This is a genomic window from Roseovarius sp. 217 (genome assembly GCF_000152845.1).
Taxonomy (GTDB): Bacteria; Pseudomonadota; Alphaproteobacteria; order Rhodobacterales; family Rhodobacteraceae; genus Roseovarius.
Window position 1 is genome coordinate 4,034,877 of record NZ_CH902584.1, and the last position, 15,901, is coordinate 4,050,777.

Consider the following 15,901-nt stretch of genomic DNA (forward strand, 5'->3'; position numbering starts at 1 on the left):
GCGTCTTTCGTAGTCTTTTTCGCGGGATTTCGCCGATGACGCCACATCTTGCGGTCACCAGTTGTCCCGAAACCATTTCATTGCCCGCTTCAGCGAGCGCGCTGGATAGCGATCGACGGGAATCTCGAAATCCCACCATTCGTCCTGCGGATTGGCCGCAAAGAGGCACATACCCACTGCACTGGCAAACCCCGCCCCGGTCGCCGCCTGTGGCAACCCATGCACCCGCAGGGGCCGCCCCAGACGCACCTGCTGCCCCAAGATCTTGCTTGCCAACCCGTCAAGACCGGGGATCTGGCTGCCGCCTCCGGTCAACACGATCTGTTGGCTGGGCAGATGATCGAACCCTGCGGCATCCAACCGCGCGCGCACCTCTTCGAGAATTTCCTCGACCCTCGGGCGCATGATCCCGATCAGTTCGGCCCGGCTCACCCGCCGCCGATCATGCTCGTAATCGCCGGTGTCGCCCCCGATCTCGATCATCTCGCGGTCATCCATGCCGGTGGCCACGACACCGCCGTAAAAGGTCTTGATCCGCTCGGCGGTGGCCTGCGGCACCTGCAACCCCATGGAAATGTCATTGGTGACATGATCGCCGCCCATGCGGACGCTATCGGCATAGATCATGTGTTTCTTGATAAAGATCGACACACCCGACGTGCCGCCGCCCAGATCAATACAGGCGGCACCCAGTTCCTGCTCGTCCTCGACCAGCGCCGCGATGCCCGACACATAGGCAGAGCTGGCAACCCCTGCCAGTTCCAGGTCACACCGCTTGACGCAATAGGCTAGGTTCTGGATCGCGGCGCCGTCCACCGTCAGCATATGCATGTCGGTGGACAAGACCTGCCCCATCTGCCCGCGCGGATCAATCAGGCCACTGCGATGATCCAGCGCAAAATTGACCGGCTGCGCATGCAGCACCTCGCGGCCCTCGCCGAAATCCGGCACGTCGCAGGCGCTCAGCACGCGGCTGATGTCCTGTTCGCTGACGGTATGGCCTTCCAATTCGACTTGCCCGGCCAGACCATAGCTGCGCGGCCCTGCGCCCGAAAAACAGGCAATGACATGATCGACCCGGATATTGGCCATCTTCTGCGCCGCCTGAACGGCGGTGCGAATGGCGCGCTCGGTCTCAGCCATGGCGTCGATCTCGCCAAAGCGAACCCCGCGCGAGCGTGTCGTCGCCGCCCCGATCACCCGGAACCCGGCTTGCCCGGCCATCCGGCCAATCCCTTCGGCCTCGTGCAATCGCTCGGTGCCATCAAACCGCAGCACCAGACAGGCGATCTTGGAGGTGCCCACATCCAGCACCGCGACCACGCCCCTCTGCATCGCCGCCTTGCGCATATGGCGCATCGCCCTTTGGGATTCATACAGCTCGATCATCGTCAGTTCGTCCCCAAGCTCATCTGAGTTATCGTCCACCAGTCTTCCATGGCCGCTTCATTCAACCGGATCGTCGGACGCGCCGCGATCCGCATATCCACCGCCGCCAGATCCCGCTCCAGCATGTCCTGCGCCCCATGAAGCACCATCACCCGCTCTAACGCGCGCACCGCCCCGCTCTCGGGCAAGAGAACGCGCTTGCCATCCGATAGAACCAGATCCCAACGCCGCTCGCCCATCCGCACAAGACCGCGCAGCTCCAGCCCCATCGGAGCCGCAGCGTGCAGAACGTCCAGCGCTTCTGCCACCTGCTCGGGTGCGCCTTCGCCTGCCACCACCGGCAAATCGGCGCGCTCAGAGCGGGCATTGATCACCCCGATCACCTGACCTTCGATATCAATCACGTTCAGCGCATCCCGCGTTTTCCAGAGCGCGACCGGCACGCGTTCGGTGATCTCGGCCACCAAAACGCCACCCTGCCGAATGCGCACCTCAGCACGCGCCACGGCAGGCAATTCCTCGATCATCACCCGAATGTCGTCGAGCACGAGGTCGAACGAGCTCGCTGGCAGGTCATAGGGGAAAATCTCGCGAATATCCTCTTGCACGCTCGTGCTCGCGCCTTCGACCGACAAAAGGTTGACCATGAATTCGGGGCGCGTTTCAATCTGGTGGCGGAGGTCCGCAATCTGCTCAACCAGCGCCGTGCGCCGCGCCTCGCTGCCCAGATACCCTCCGACCAGCCCAGCAATCACGAGCACCGGCAAACCGAACCGGATCAGCCGTCGATAAAGCGGCGTCAGCATCAACCGCTGGAGGCGATATGACATCCGTGATGGTGCCGGATCAGCCCGCGGAATTACCGGTTGCATGACGCATCCTCCACCATCCAGCGGCACAATTCAGGAAAGGAAATGCCCAGCGCCTGCGCCTGTTCCGGCACCAAGGAGGTCGGCGTCATCCCCGGCTGCGTGTTGGTCTCAAGCAGGATCAACCCGTCAAGACCGCGCGCTTCATCCCAGCGAAAATCAGTGCGGCTCACCCCGCGACAGCCCAGAACCTCATGCGCCCGCAGCGCATAGTCGAGGCATGCGTCGAAGATCTCCTGCGGCACATCGGCAGGCACCACATGGCGCGAGCCACCGGGCTTGTATTTGGCATCGTAGTCATACCAGCCTTCGGTCAGGATATCCGTCACCGTCAGAGCCCGGTCGCCGATCACCGTGGTCGTGAGTTCACGCCCCGGCGCATAGCTCTCCACCATCACCACATCCGGCATATCATCCGAGAGCGCAGGCGGCCGGTTGGCCCCGGCCTCGACCAGATAGACGCCTACGGACGATCCCTCATTGTAGGGCTTGACCACATAGGGCGGCGGCATCACATGCCCGGCCCGCACCTCGTCACGCCGCGCCAACACGCTGTCGACCACAGGCAGACCGGCCGCGCGGTAGGCCACCTTGGTGCGCTCCTTGTCCATGGCGAGAGCGGACGACAGAACGCCCGAATGAGTATAGGGCAGGCCCAGCCATTCCAGCATCCCCTGCACGCACCCATCCTCACCCCAACGCCCATGCAGGGCATTGAATACCACGTCCGGCTTTATGTCTTGTAAACGCGTGCAGAGGTCTGTCGCGGCATCCACCTCGACCACCTCAAACCCTGCTTCCCTCAACGCGACGGCGCATTCACGCCCTGAAGAGAGCGACACGTCCCTCTCCGCCGAGGGGCCGCCCATGATCACCGCCACTTTCGGGGTTGTTCTGCTCGAACCAACCACCATGTGCCTCAATGTCCCGGACCGGTTTACCGGCCCTGTTGTCGTATTGTTTTTGTTAGTCTGCCTGAGGGCTTGCGCCCGGAGCCGGTTCACCGACCCTCATGATTTCCCACTCTAACTCTATTCCACGCATTTGAAAAACCTTTTTTCGCACCTCGTCGCCGAGGCCCTCAAGATCAGCAGCAGAGGCCCCGCCCGTGTTGATCAAAAAGTTGGGATGCATCTCGCTCATCTGCGCCGCCCCGCGCCGCGCGCCGCGCAATCCCGCCTCGTCGATCACCTTCCAGGCCTTGAGATCATGCACGTCATCGGCCCGCCCGGTCGAGGAAAACCCGGCCGGATTGCGGAATGTGCTGCCGGCACTGCGCTCTTTGGTGGGCTGTGTGGCATCACGCTTGGCGATCTGCTCGGCCATCTTGGCCTCCAGTGTCGCCGGATCACCCGGCACGCCTTCAAACGTCGCCTCAAAGATCACCCAGCCGTCGGGCAGCGCGCTGTGCCGGTAGGCGAATTGCAGCTCTCGCGGGCCAAGTGTAACCACCTCGCCGCTCCGTGTCACGGCCCGCGCCTCGATCAGATGATCCGCCACATAGGCCCCATAGCAGCCCGCGTTCATCCGGACCGCGCCACCGATGCTGCCCGGAATGGTGCGCAGAAACGTGAGATCCACACCCGCCTCCGCCGCCCGCCGCGCGACATGCGCATCGAGCGCGGCCGCCCCGGCAACGACGCGCGGACCCTCAACGCGAATACCGTTGAACCCGCGTCCCAACCGGATCACCACGGCGTGAAGGCCCCCATCGCGCACGATGAGATTGCTGCCCACACCCATGGGAAAAACTGGCACCGACGCATCCAGCCCAGCCAGAAATGCTGCCAGATCCTCCAGATCAGCCGGTTGAAACAGCCAATCCGCGGGCCCGCCCACGCGCAGCCAGGTCAGATCGGCCAAAGGCCTATTCGGGGTCAATGCGCCCCGCGTATCAGGAAATCTCATCATGGCAGTTCTTCTGCCTTCTGCCGCGCCCAAGGTAAAGCCCCATGCGCCCGAGCTACCCCAAGCGCTGCCTGATCCAACGCCCGAGATAGATCACCGGCCAACGCAAAACGCTCATGCCCGCGACCATCACCAACAGACCAATCCAGGGTCCGTTCTGCCATGTGACAAACCCGAGGATCGGCACGCCGAGCGCAATCAGAACATAGGCCCGCCGCCAGTAATTGTCGCGGCTTGGCAGCATCGCCAAGACATTTGCAGCCACCGCCCAGAGGCAGGCCAATATCAGAGACAGTGTCATCCCAACCCTCCAAGGCTCGCGCCCAAGGCGGCCAACGCCACCACCACACCAAAGACCGGCACCGCCATCGGCACCCGAAACGCCGCTTCGGGCACCCGCCGCTTCATCAGGATCAGCGCGCCATTGACCAACACGAACACCGTCAAGAGCAACGTCGAGGTCACACCCGCCAGCTCCGCCACCGGCAAGGCCAGCGCGCCCCCGATGACCGCCACACTGATCAGCACGGTCGCGCGCACTGGCGTGCCAAACCGGGGATGCGCGTGGTGAAACACGGACAGCCATGCACTGCGCCGTCCCAGACCAAACAGAACCCGGCTCGCCATCACCATCTGCGCCAGAACGCCATTCAGTGCCGCCACCACCGCGATCAACGACAAAAACGCAGCACTGCCGCCCTGCCCCATTTGCCACACCAGCGCCAAGGGCTGCTCACTCGCGCCAAGCCGCTCGAGCGGCACCGACCGCACCGCCGCCCAAGTGACCAACGCGTAAAGCAGGCTCGTGATGATCAGGGACAACAGGATTGCACGGGGCAGGACGCGCTCCGGTTCGCGCACCTCTTCGGCCATGTTGACGATATCCTCAAACCCGATGAAGGCGAAGAAAGCCAGCACCGCCCCGGCCGTCACGCCCGACCAGACTATCTCTTGCGGCATCTGAAAATCCGCGACAGGCACGGCGCTGAACCCTGCATAAACCACCAGACCCAGTCCCAGAACCTCAACCACCGTAAAGATCGCGGCAAGCGCAAGGCTCTCCAACACGCCGACCACGGCCACCGCCGCCAACAGCGCCCCGATCACCACCATGCTCGGCCCCGCAGGCCATCCCGTCACTGCGCCCAGATACCCCACGCCACCACGCAACACTGCCGCTGCCGATACCGCCCCGGCCATCACAATCGCCAGCCCGACGAGCGTGCCCAACCATGGCGCTTGCACCCCCTTTGCGACAAAGGCCGCCTCGCCGGCGGCTTCCGGAAACCGGGTGGAAAACTCAGCATAACTCAGCGCTGTGGGGGCGGCGATGACCCCCGCCAGCACAAAGGCCAAGGGTGCCCAGATTCCGGCTTCGGCGGCCACGGCCCCGACCAGAACGTAAATCCCGGCCCCCACCATGACCCCAACACCGTAAGCGGTCAGCAATCCTAGCCCGATCCTGCGTTTGAGGATCTCGGCCATGTCTCTATCCCTTGAGACGCGCAGGAAGCCCGTTGGCCCAGGCACTGATCGTGCCCGCGCCCAGACAGACAACCATATCCCCCGGTCCGGCCTGCTCGCGCACCAGCCGCTCCAGATCGTCTTCGTCACGGATCGCGCGGGCGTGTCGATGGCCGTGCCGGATGAGCCCCGCCACAAGATCATCCCGGCTCGCCCCCGGAATGGGATCTTCACCCGCAGCGTAGACCTCGGCAATCGCCACCACATCCGCCTCGTTGAAGCAGCCGCAGAAATCATCAAACAGGCTCGCCAATCGCGTATAGCGATGCGGCTGATGCACCGCGATCACCCGACCGGTCGTGGCCTGACGTGCGGCGCGCAGCACGGCGGCAATCTCAACCGGATGATGACCGTAATCGTCGATAATGGTGACACCGTCCACCTCGCCTACGCGGGTAAACCGCCGGTTGACGCCGCCGAAACTGGCCAAGGCCGCGCGGATTTCATCGGCCTTCATGCCCAGATGCCGGGCCACCGCCACGGCACTCAGCGCATTGCTGACATTGTGATCGCCGGGCATCGGCAGGGTGCAGCCTTCGATCACCCGCCCTTCGGCCTGAAGAGCCACATCAAAATGCGCGACACCCTTCTCGTAGGTCAGATTGACCGCGCGCACATCGGCCTGCGCGTTGAAACCATAGGTCAGAACCCGACGGTCAGTGATCCGCCCGACCAGCGCCTGCACTTCGGGATGATCAGTGCAACAGACAGCCAGACCGTAAAACGGAATATTGCTGACAAAGTCGTAAAACCCCTGCCGCAACCGCTCGAAATCGCCCCAATGCTCCATATGCTCGGGGTCGATATTGGTGACGATCGCAATGGTCGCGGGCAGACGGTTAAAGGTGCCGTCGCTCTCGTCGGCCTCCACCACCATCCACTCGCCCTGCCCCATACGCGCATTGCTGCCATAGGCATGGATCACACCACCGTTGATCACCGTGGGATCAATCCCGCCCTTGACCAACAGCTCCGCGACAAGCGTCGTTGTGGTCGTCTTGCCATGGGTGCCCGCCACGGCGATGTTGGACTTGAGCCGCATCAGCTCTGCCAGCATCTCGGCCCGGCGCACGACCGGCAAGCCACGCTTGCGTGCCTCATCCAGCTCGGGATTGCCCGGCTTGATGGCCGAAGAAATGACCACCACCTCTGCCCCGTCCAGGTTCTCCGCCCGCTGCCCCTCGAATACCGTGGCGCCGATACCCGCCAACCGCTCGGTGATGGGGGTGGATTTCAGATCAGACCCCTGCACCCGGTAGCCATGGTTGATCAGCACCTCGGCAATCCCCGACATGCCAATACCGCCGATCCCCACGAAATGAATCGGTCCAATATCGGTCGGTAGCTTGGTGGCTGCATTCATCGGCTCTGCCCTTTATTCGCAATGTCTTCGACCATATCGGCCAGATGTTGTGGCGCGTCCGGCATCCCGCAGCTCAGCGCCGCCTGCGCCATCATCGACGCGCCCCTCGGATCGCTCAGCACAGCGGCAATCTGTTCGGTCAGCACCGCCTCGGATAGCCGGCTCTCGGGGATCACGATTGCCCCGCCAGCCGCCGCCAACCCGCGCGCATTGGCGGCCTGATGGTCCCCCGCCGCGGCGGCATAGGGGATCAGGATCGCAGGTCGCCCGATGATGGAAATATCGGCGATACTCGACGCTCCCGCCCGGCTGATGACCAATTGCGCCTCAGTCATGCGCCGCGGCACATCGCGGAAAAACGGCTGAACATCCGCATCAATCCCGGCCCCGGCGTAGAACCGCGCCACGCGGTTCATATCCTCTTCGCGCGCCTGATGGCTCACCCGGACATTGCGCAGGATCGCCTCCGGCAGCGCGGCAATCGCGGCGGGCACCACATCGCTGAGGATCCGCGCGCCTTGAGAGCCGCCGATCACCAGCACCGACATCGGATAATCTCCGGGCGCGATATACCCCGCCCCCGCCCGCTCCAGCACGGCCGCACGCACCGGATTGCCCACCGGCACGCCTTCGGCACCCTCCGGCAGCGTTGTCGGCCATGTGCCGCAGGCCACCACATCGACCCGCCTCGCAAAAATTCGATTGACCCGGCCCAGAACCCCGTTCTGCTCATGGACCATGCGCGGACGCCGCAACGCCCATGCCGCGACCAAGGCCGGAATGCTCGGATAGCCACCAAAGCCCACCACCACATCCGGCTTGTCGCGCATCATCCGCAGTCCGGCTCCCACCACGCCGCCCGCGACCTGAAACGGCACCATCACTTTGTTGAGAAGGCCGCCCCGCGCAAAGGTGGCGCTAGCCACCTGCTCGATCTCGACGGAATGCGGAAAGCCGCCCACATAGCGCGCCCCGCGCGCATCGGTGCTCAGACGCACCCGCCAGCCCCGCCGCAGCATCACCTCGGCCAGCGCCTGCGCCGGAAACATATGCCCGCCCGTGCCGCCCGCCGCGATGATCAAGAGGGGCTGCCGCGCGCTCACCGCCGCCCCCGCAGAATATCCCCGATCTGGCCCTGTGGCCGCGTCCGGGTAAAGGCAAGAAGCATGCCCACGGCAATGCCCCCCGCTACCACAGAGGATCCACCATAGCTCACGAACGGCAGCGTCATGCCCTTCGCAGGCAGAAGGCGCACCGCCACACCCATGTTGATCATCGCTTGCGCCCCAAACATGATCACAAGCCCGGTCCCCGCCAACCGAATGAACGGATCGCGTTCCCGCATCAACCGCATCAGCGAGCGCACGACGACACTGGCATAAAGGGCAATGATGCAGAGCACGAGAACCAGCCCGTATTCCTCAGCCGCCACCGCGATGATGAAATCCGTATGCGCATCCGGCAGGCTCCATTTCACCTGTCCCTCACCCACGCCGACGCCAAAAAATCCGCCCTCGCGGATCGCATTGGTGGCAAAGCCAAGCTGCGTTGTCGGGTCCACCTCCGGGCTCAGAAATCCGTCGATCCGTCGCGCAAAATGCTCGGAATTGGAATAGGCAAAGGTGCCGACAAGCACCACGCCCCCCGCCATGCCCAACAGCAGCGTCACCGGCGCACCGGCCACAAAATACATCACACCCCAGCCAAACAGCACCAGCGCCGCCTGCCCGAAATCAGGCTGCATCGCCAGAAAGGCAAGGATCACGATGGTCAGCAGAAACGACCAACTCAGCCCCGGCGGCCCATTCACCTGTTGGCTTGCGGCCATCATCCAGGCAGCGACCACCACAAACACCGGCTTGAGAAACTCTGACGGCTGAACCGAGGCAAAGCCCAGACTGTACCACCGCACAGCGCCCTTGCCGAAATCGGTGCCGAGAAACGGCAGCGCCATCAGGGCAAGAAACGCAGCAAGGAACCCCAACACCGCCAGACGTCGCACCATCTCTGGGCGCATCATCGACACCAGCACCATCACTGCCAGCGCCATCCCGCCAAACAGCGCCTGCCTCTGCACGTAATAAAACGCACCAAGCCCGTTTTTCTCTGCCAAGGGCGGCGAGGCCGCAAGGCCCAGCAAGATCCCGATACTGAACAGGATCAGAACACAGGTCAGCGACCATTTGTCGATCGTGCGCCACCATTTCGGAAGGACGGGCTCTGCGTCCCGCAGGGGCATTGCCCCGTAGACCATTTCTGTCATCTGACTGCCGCCTCATGCATCTTGCGCCCCTTTTCGGGGTCTGACACATATCCTAGCGTTATTTTCACCTTAATGCCAGAACTATCCCCTTGCCAATCGGCAGCATTTCGCGTCAGAGGCATGCCCATGCGCCACGCCTGCACCACTCTTATTCTCGGGGCCGGGGCCGCCGGCATGATGTGTGCCGCCCATGCCGGGCCGGGCACGCTGGTGATCGACCATGCACGCGCACCGGGCGAAAAGATCCGCATCTCGGGCGGCGGGCGCTGCAATTTCACCAACCTTGGCACGACACCGGCGAATTTCATCTCGGCCAACCCGCATTTCTGCAAATCGGCGCTCTCGCGCTATACCCAATGGGATTTTCTCGATCTCATCGCGCGCCACGGCATAGCCTGGCACGAAAAAACCCTGGGCCAGCTCTTTTGTGACGACAAGGCGACCCAAATCGTTGCCATGCTGGTCAAGGAACTGCGCCAAGCCGGGGCCGAACTCTGGCTCTCGACGCAAGTGTCAGATGTCACCCATGACGGCCGCCACTTCTGCGTCACGCTCGACCGCGAGGGGCGGCGTGTCACGGTCACGGCCCGCAACCTCGTGCTCGCCACGGGGGGCAAATCCATTCCCAAGATGGGCGCCACCGGCATGGCCTATGACATCGCACAGCAATTCGGCCATCAGTTGACGGACATTCGCCCCGCCCTTGTGCCGCTCACCTTTTCCGACGCGCCCTTTGCCGCGCTCTCGGGCACCGCTCTGCCGGTGCGCGCCAGTTGCGACGGGATCAGCTTTGACGAGGCGGCGCTGTTCACCCATCGCGGCCTCTCTGGCCCCGCGATCCTGCAAATCTCGTCCGTCTGGCGTGAGGGTCAGCCCATATCCCTTGATCTTGACCCCAACGCCACGCTCTATGACGCACTCCGCCAACAGCGTCAGACCGCAGGTCGCCGCAACATCACCACCGACCTCAGCCATCACTTGCCCACGAAACTGGTGGCCTATCTCGCCCCTGCCCTTGGCCTCACAGGCAATCTCGCCGATCACTCCGACGCACGGTTGGCTGCGATCACCGACGCGCTGCGCGGCTGGACGCTCAAACCCACCGGCACCGAAGGCTACCGCACCGCCGAAGTCACGCTTGGCGGTATCGCCACCGACGGGCTCTCGTCCAAGACCCTCGAGTCCCGGCATCTCCCCGGCCTCTATGCCATTGGCGAGGCCGTGGATGTAACCGGCTGGCTTGGCGGCTACAATTTCCAATGGGCGTGGTCGTCGGGCTGGGCCGCAGGCACAGCGATTGCCCAAGCCGGGACAGACGCCTAGCCGTTCGGTCCCAGCCCGCCTCGGTCAGGCCGACAGACCAAAGACTGTCTTGCGGCCTTTTGCTGACCTTGGCCTCAATCCCCAATGCGCGGAACAAAGGCGCGTAGCGCCGCCGCGCGGCGGTCGGGCACCACGCGGCTCATCGCTTGGGGTCAGCGTCAGCAAACGCCCCCACCGCCCCCCTTACACCCTATCCACGCGCCTCGCGAATGAGCCGCAGAATGTCCTTGGCCGCCTCGGGAATATTCGTGCCCGGCCCAAAGATCGCCTTGACCCCCGCTTTTTGCAAAAAGGCATAGTCCTGCTGCGGAATGACGCCGCCGCAGATCACGATAATATCGCCCGCATCGCGCGCCCTCAGCGCCTCGATCAGTTTGGGGGCCAGTGTCTTGTGCCCTGCCGCCTGAGAACTGATCCCCACGACATGCACGTCATTGTCTATGGCATCCTGCGCCGCCTCCTCGGGCGTTTGGAACAAGGGGCCGACATCGACGTCAAACCCGATATCGGCAAAGGCCGTGGCAATCACCTTGGCCCCCCGGTCATGCCCGTCCTGCCCCATTTTGACGACCAGCATGCGCGGCCGCCGCCCCTCTACCTCGGCGAAATCCTCCACCGATTTCTGAATGGCGGCAAAGCCCGCATCGCCCTCATAGGCCGCGCCATACACCCCGGCCAGCGTCTTGACCTCGGCGCGGTGCCGCCCGAATTCCTTTTCCAGTGCCATGCTGATCTCTCCCACAGTGGCGCGCGCCCGCGCGGCATCCACCGCCGCGTCAAGCAGATTGCCCCCCGCGCGCGCGCGGCGCGTCAATTCGTCGAGCGCGGCCTGACAGGCGGCCTCGTCCCGGCTCGCCCGAATACGCTCCAACCGCGCGATCTGAGACTCCCGTACCTTGTCATTGTCGATGTCGAGAATGTCGATCGGGTCTTCCTTGTCCTTGCGATACTTGTTCACGCCGACGATCACCTCGTCACCCCGGTCGATCATCGCCTGCCGGGTCGCCGCCGTCTCCTCGATCCGCAATTTGGGCATGCCGCTCTCGACCGCGCGGGTCATGCCGCCCATGTCCTCGACCTCCTCGATCAGCGCCCAGGCCTTCTCCGCCAGATCATGCGTCAGCTTCTCGACGTAATACGACCCCGCCAGCGGATCGACCACCTTGGTCACCCCGGTTTCCTCCTGCAGGATCAACTGCGTGTTGCGCGCGATCCGCGCCGAGAAATCCGTGGGCAGGGCAATCGCCTCATCCAGCGCATTGGTATGCAGCGATTGCGTGCCGCCCAGAACCGCGCTCATCGCCTCATAGGCGGTGCGAATGACATTGTTATAGGGGTCCTGCTCCTGCAAACTCACGCCACTGGTCTGACAATGGGTGCGCAGCATCTTGGAGGTCTCGCGCGTCGCGCCGAACTCGGTCATGATCCGGTGCCACAAGAGCCGCGCCGCCCGCAACTTGGCCGCCTCCATGAAGAAATTCATCCCGATGGCAAAGAAGAACGACAGACGCGGCGCGAAACTGTCGACATCCATCCCCGCCTCAATCGCGGCACGCACATATTCGCGCCCATCCGCCAGCGTATAGGCAAGCTCCTGCACAAGGTTCGCGCCCGCCTCCTGCATGTGATAGCCGGAGATCGAGATCGAGTTGAACTTCGGCATATGTTCGGCGGTATAGGCGATGATATCCGACACGATCCGCATCGACGGTTTGGGTGGATAGATATAGGTGTTGCGCACCATGAATTCTTTCAGAATGTCATTCTGAATGGTGCCCGACAGCAGGCTCTTGTCATGCCCCTGCTCTTCGCCCGCGACAATGAAACTGGCCAGAACCGGGATCACCGCACCGTTCATCGTCATGCTGACGCTGACCTTATCGAGCGGGATGCCATCAAAGAGGATTTTCATATCCTCGACGCTGTCAATCGCCACCCCGGCTTTGCCGACATCACCCTCGACGCGCGCATGATCGCTGTCATAGCCGCGATGCGTGGCCAGATCAAAGGCGACCGACACCCCCTGCTGCCCCGCCGCCAGATTGCGGCGGTAAAAGGCGTTCGACTCCTCCGCCGTGGAGAATCCGGCATATTGCCGGATCGTCCAGGGACGCCCGGCATACATCGTGGCCTTGACCCCGCGTGTGAACGGCGCTGCCCCCGGAATGCCCCCCATATGCGGCAGCTCCGCCACATCCTCGGCGGTATAGAGCGGCGCGACGGGAATGCCCTCCAGCGTCTTCCAGGTCAGATCTTCGAGCGGCCGTCCCTTGAGTTCCGCCGCCGCCAGCTTACGCCAATCGTCTTTCTTCAAAGCCATTCTGATGTCCTCTTGCATTCTGGCCAGAGGGCAGGTGTCTCCCCGCCTCATCCGGTCCGGTTTCCTCACATAGTCGCGCCAGACCCTCCGCCCCGGCGGCAAGCCAGAACAGATCGTCGGCATAGGCCTCTTGCAGGGCCAATCTCTGATCCCGGTCAAAGGGCTGCCAGCGCCCCTCGCCCTCGGGCAATTGCGTCACATCTCCGCCCCGCGCCGCCACAGCGCGGCGCAAAGCCGCCAGATCGGGCGCGCGGTTGAGCCAGAGCCGTGACGCCTTGCGCGGCAACGCCTCTATTCCGGTCATGGCGCGCAAACGATCCTCGGGCCGCCCGGCATGTGCCTCATGCGGCAGCACCACCAGATCGACACCGGGCAGCGCACAGGCCAGATCGCCGATCACCTCGCGCCAATGGCGGTTGACCGTCACCAAGCGGTCCAGATCATCGACCTCCGGCACAGCATGACCACGCCCCACGCCATAGGCCAATGCCGAGGCCCACCAACTGTCTTGTCCCCGCACCGACAGGGCCACGCGGGTGATGCGCCCATCGAATGCATGCGCAAACCGCGCCATCCGGTCGCCTATGCCCGGATAGAGCCGGCCGCGCCGCAGGTTGCGCCGCGCCGCGCCGATCATGTTCTCGTCGCTCACCAGCACGCGGTTCAGCCCCTGCGCCCGCGCCTCGGCCAGCCGCAGCGCGATGCGCCCACGCGCACGGTCCAACTGCGCGGTGGCGCTCATCGCTCCGGCTATCGGAATGACCCCGCTCAGCACCCCGTCGCGCGTCACCTCCGGGCCCCAATAGCCAAGGCCCTGCGCGGCCAACTCGGCCGCATTGGCCCGCATGTAATGCTGAAACGATGTCGAGGCGGTGCGATGCGCCCCCAGATGCAGGATGATCTCCATGTCAGGTCTGACCTTTCGAATCGCCGCAATCCGCGGCCGGAAACTCTTGCCTCCGATCCTGCGACCAATTCCTGACCATGCGCTTAACCCTGAAAAATTCACGCGGCTGCGGCATTCGCCCTTCGCAAACGCCACCAACCGGCCTATATCTGTGCCAGCAGGAGAGCCCATGAAACCCATCTTATCCCTTGTTTTAGCGGCATTTATCGCCACTACCGGTTTTGCGCAGGACAGTGGTACAGCCCCCGCATCCGCCTCAATCCTCACGGCCGATGCGATCAATTTGAATGATTTCCTCTGGCTCAAAAGACCGCTCGTGATCTTTGCCGATACCCCCGCCGATCCGCGATATGTCGAACAGATGGGGTATATCAGCGACCGGCTCGATGTGCTCACAGCCCTCGATGTGGTGGTGATCACCGATACGGATCCCGACGCCCGCTCGGACCTGCGCAAGACACTACGCCCGCGCGGGTTTGGCCTTGTGCTCATCGGCAAGGATGGCGTCATATATCTGCGCAAGCCCGCGCCTTGGCATGTGCGCGAGATCATCCGCACCATCGACAAGCTGCCGATGCGCCAACAGGAACTGCGCGAGCGCCCCGGCGACAGCTGATCCCCGCGCCCCATCAGCCCTCTCCCATCGCCACGATCAAGAGCCCGGTGCCGGGGTCCATCAGCATCAGCGCGCCGGTCTCCGCCTCCCAGGCCAGAACCACGCCGGGCGTGCCCAGCAAATGATGAAACGCGCTCTCGCTCACCTCACCCATACAGGCCCGCGCCTCAAGCCCCGCTCGCCGCATGGCCATGCCGGTGGGTCTGTCGACATTGGCCATTGCGGTCATCGCGGCATCGGGGGCCTGCCCCGGCGCGCCCCATGCCGCGCGCCCCCGCGCGCCCAGCACCCGCGCCATCTCAGGCGCAGAGCCTGCCACCGGCATCGCCGCCTTGATCCGCCCGTCGGCCACCCGGTAGAGACCGACGGCACAGTGCATCATCGCCGTGAATTCCACAGTCTCGCCCAAGGCAAACCACGCCGCCAACCGCCCCCGCTGCGCCGCCTCTGCGTCCCGCGCGCAGGCGGACAGCCCCACCAGTCCCGCCAAGCCGAACCCAAGGCCCGTGCGCCCGACACGGCCACATCGCTTGCGAAAGCCGACCAGCCACCCTATATTCAACGGGCAGAGCATGGTGCCCTGCGCAGGTTCAATCGAGGACACGGAACCAATGGAAAAAGATCCTGACATTCCCTTCACTCCGATCCCTGTGACCGGGCGGACAGGTCCGCGTCCCGGCTATTGATCAGCAGACGCTCCGCCGCAGATGCCCCATCGGCGGCATAGGCCTTGATCAGTTTGAGCGCGAATTGCCCGGTATCAAAGGCTTGGCGCCGCATCTCCAGATAATCTGAATACAGCAGAATGCGCCGGTCCTGAGACAGGCTTTGAAACCGATCTCCCCGCATGTCATCGGCAAGGTTCGCGATTCCCTTGACCAGACTGTAATAGGCCACAACTGCGTCAATCGTCTGCCGGGGCAGAACATCAATCTGCGTGGTGATCGCATCGAAAATGTGATCGTGATGCTCCCGCGGAATGAACGGGATGTAATCCGGCTCACGCTGCATCCGGTCTATGGTCTGTCTTGCATAGTCTTGCGCCCTGCCGCTGTCCCACAACGCCGCCAGAGCATTGCCAATCTCGGCATAAATCGCCTTGTGGAAATCGCGCAACCGCTCGGCCTTGGCCTTGGCCTTGCCCAACTCGTTAAAGATTGCCCCCGTAAGCCAGCCACCCGCGATCACCAGCCCCGCGATCAAGGCCTGCATGATCGGCACGCTCACCCCCAGCCAAGTGGCCAAGAGCAGCAAGGGCGTCACCACCAACACCAAGAGCGGCAAGGCAATCACAAACATGAATTGCCCGAACACCCGCCGCGCCACCGGCGCCTCCTCCATCACGAAGAAGGCGACCAGCAGAATGCCGACGGCGCAAGCCCCCAGCAACAGCAGGTTATTCAGGGCAAGCTCAATCAT

General features: G+C 63.6%; 15 protein-coding genes. 2 read left to right on the forward strand and 13 right to left on the reverse strand.

What is annotated here, in order from left to right:
* Positions 1-54: 54 nt before the first annotated feature.
* The 9 genes from ftsA to ftsW are packed head-to-tail and all read right to left on the reverse strand — an operon-like array spanning position 55 to position 9,316.
* A complete protein-coding gene (ftsA, locus tag ROS217_RS19385) occupies positions 55-1,389 on the reverse strand; it encodes a cell division protein FtsA (protein WP_009819504.1) in 1,335 nt (444 codons plus the stop codon).
* 2 nt (positions 1,390-1,391) lie between these two features.
* Positions 1,392-2,219 carry a cell division protein FtsQ/DivIB gene (locus tag ROS217_RS19390; RefSeq protein ID WP_368072253.1) on the reverse strand — a complete coding sequence of 276 codons (828 nt, stop codon included), beginning with the start codon at positions 2,217-2,219 and terminating at the stop codon, positions 1,392-1,394.
* A 29-nt stretch (positions 2,220-2,248) separates the two neighbouring features.
* Positions 2,249-3,172, reverse strand: coding sequence for a D-alanine--D-alanine ligase (locus ROS217_RS19395; protein WP_198134903.1), 924 nt, complete (start codon positions 3,170-3,172; stop codon positions 2,249-2,251).
* Between the two features lie 52 nt (positions 3,173-3,224).
* Positions 3,225-4,166 carry a UDP-N-acetylmuramate dehydrogenase gene (gene murB, locus ROS217_RS19400; RefSeq protein ID WP_085978803.1) on the reverse strand — a complete coding sequence of 314 codons (942 nt, stop codon included), beginning with the start codon at positions 4,164-4,166 and terminating at the stop codon, positions 3,225-3,227.
* 55 nt (positions 4,167-4,221) lie between these two features.
* Positions 4,222-4,467 (reverse strand): DUF2484 family protein, encoded by a 246-nt coding sequence (locus ROS217_RS19405; RefSeq protein ID WP_009819508.1) that lies wholly within the window; start codon positions 4,465-4,467, stop codon positions 4,222-4,224.
* A complete protein-coding gene (locus ROS217_RS19410; protein WP_009819509.1) occupies positions 4,464-5,651 on the reverse strand; it encodes an APC family permease in 1,188 nt (395 codons plus the stop codon). Before ROS217_RS19410 ends, ROS217_RS19405 begins: the two co-directional genes overlap by 4 nt.
* A gap of 4 nt (positions 5,652-5,655) precedes the next feature.
* Positions 5,656-7,053: a UDP-N-acetylmuramate--L-alanine ligase gene (gene murC / locus ROS217_RS19415; RefSeq protein ID WP_009819510.1), complete on the reverse strand. Its 1,398-nt coding sequence runs from the start codon at positions 7,051-7,053 to the stop codon at positions 5,656-5,658.
* Entirely contained in the window at positions 7,050-8,156 is a 1,107-nt protein-coding gene (locus tag ROS217_RS19420; RefSeq protein WP_009819511.1) for a UDP-N-acetylglucosamine--N-acetylmuramyl-(pentapeptide) pyrophosphoryl-undecaprenol N-acetylglucosamine transferase, read from the reverse strand. Before ROS217_RS19420 ends, murC begins: the two co-directional genes overlap by 4 nt.
* The gene (gene ftsW, locus ROS217_RS19425) at positions 8,153-9,316 is read right to left on the reverse strand and encodes a putative lipid II flippase FtsW (RefSeq protein WP_009819512.1); all 1,164 of its coding nucleotides are present in this window, start codon (positions 9,314-9,316) and stop codon (positions 8,153-8,155) included. The genes ROS217_RS19420 and ftsW overlap by 4 nt, the downstream gene beginning before the upstream one ends.
* Positions 9,317-9,442: 126 nt before the next feature.
* On the opposite strand from ftsW, the gene ROS217_RS19430 reads away from it, so the two are divergent.
* Positions 9,443-10,639: an NAD(P)/FAD-dependent oxidoreductase gene (locus ROS217_RS19430; RefSeq protein WP_009819513.1), complete on the forward strand. Its 1,197-nt coding sequence runs from the start codon at positions 9,443-9,445 to the stop codon at positions 10,637-10,639.
* A gap of 190 nt (positions 10,640-10,829) precedes the next feature.
* On the opposite strand, the gene scpA is transcribed toward ROS217_RS19430, so the two are convergent.
* On the reverse strand, positions 10,830-12,959 hold the full coding sequence (gene scpA / locus ROS217_RS19435; RefSeq protein ID WP_009819514.1) for a methylmalonyl-CoA mutase: 2,130 nt from the start codon (positions 12,957-12,959) through the stop codon (positions 10,830-10,832).
* Positions 12,931-13,866, reverse strand: coding sequence for a hypothetical protein (locus ROS217_RS19440; RefSeq protein ID WP_009819515.1), 936 nt, complete (start codon positions 13,864-13,866; stop codon positions 12,931-12,933). The genes scpA and ROS217_RS19440 overlap by 29 nt, the downstream gene beginning before the upstream one ends.
* Positions 13,867-14,035: 169 nt before the next feature.
* Here ROS217_RS19440 and ROS217_RS19445 point away from each other — a divergent pair, with 169 nt between their 5' ends.
* Positions 14,036-14,482: a DUF4174 domain-containing protein gene (locus ROS217_RS19445; protein ID WP_040650781.1), complete on the forward strand. Its 447-nt coding sequence runs from the start codon at positions 14,036-14,038 to the stop codon at positions 14,480-14,482.
* 13 nt (positions 14,483-14,495) lie between these two features.
* On the opposite strand, the gene ROS217_RS19450 is transcribed toward ROS217_RS19445, so the two are convergent.
* Positions 14,496-15,113: a hypothetical protein gene (locus ROS217_RS19450; RefSeq protein ID WP_254656460.1), complete on the reverse strand. Its 618-nt coding sequence runs from the start codon at positions 15,111-15,113 to the stop codon at positions 14,496-14,498.
* Positions 15,114-15,118: 5 nt separating this feature from the next.
* Positions 15,119-15,901, reverse strand: coding sequence for a hypothetical protein (locus ROS217_RS19455; RefSeq protein WP_009819518.1), 783 nt, complete (start codon positions 15,899-15,901; stop codon positions 15,119-15,121).

Bases quoted from the DNA above. Each gene is read 5' to 3' on its own strand.
- ftsA (WP_009819504.1), bottom strand. From the start codon at position 1,389: ATGATCGAGCTGTATGAATCCCAAAGGGCGATGCGCCATATGCGCAAG.
- ROS217_RS19390 (WP_368072253.1), bottom strand. From the start codon at position 2,219: ATGTCATATCGCCTCCAGCGGTTGATGCTGACGCCGCTTTATCGACGG.
- ROS217_RS19395 (WP_198134903.1), bottom strand. From the start codon at position 3,172: ATGGTGGTTGGTTCGAGCAGAACAACCCCGAAAGTGGCGGTGATCATG.
- murB (WP_085978803.1), bottom strand. From the start codon at position 4,166: ATGAGATTTCCTGATACGCGGGGCGCATTGACCCCGAATAGGCCTTTG.
- ROS217_RS19405 (WP_009819508.1), bottom strand. From the start codon at position 4,467: ATGACACTGTCTCTGATATTGGCCTGCCTCTGGGCGGTGGCTGCAAAT.
- ROS217_RS19410 (WP_009819509.1), bottom strand. From the start codon at position 5,651: ATGGCCGAGATCCTCAAACGCAGGATCGGGCTAGGATTGCTGACCGCT.
- murC (WP_009819510.1), bottom strand. From the start codon at position 7,053: ATGAATGCAGCCACCAAGCTACCGACCGATATTGGACCGATTCATTTC.
- ftsW (WP_009819512.1), bottom strand. From the start codon at position 9,316: ATGACAGAAATGGTCTACGGGGCAATGCCCCTGCGGGACGCAGAGCCC.
- ROS217_RS19430 (WP_009819513.1), top strand. From the start codon at position 9,443: ATGCGCCACGCCTGCACCACTCTTATTCTCGGGGCCGGGGCCGCCGGC.
- scpA (WP_009819514.1), bottom strand. From the start codon at position 12,959: ATGGCTTTGAAGAAAGACGATTGGCGTAAGCTGGCGGCGGCGGAACTC.
- ROS217_RS19440 (WP_009819515.1), bottom strand. From the start codon at position 13,866: ATGGAGATCATCCTGCATCTGGGGGCGCATCGCACCGCCTCGACATCG.
- ROS217_RS19445 (WP_040650781.1), top strand. From the start codon at position 14,036: ATGAAACCCATCTTATCCCTTGTTTTAGCGGCATTTATCGCCACTACC.
- ROS217_RS19450 (WP_254656460.1), bottom strand. From the start codon at position 15,113: ATGTCAGGATCTTTTTCCATTGGTTCCGTGTCCTCGATTGAACCTGCG.
- ROS217_RS19455 (WP_009819518.1), bottom strand. From the start codon at position 15,901: ATGATTGAGCTTGCCCTGAATAACCTGCTGTTGCTGGGGGCTTGCGCC.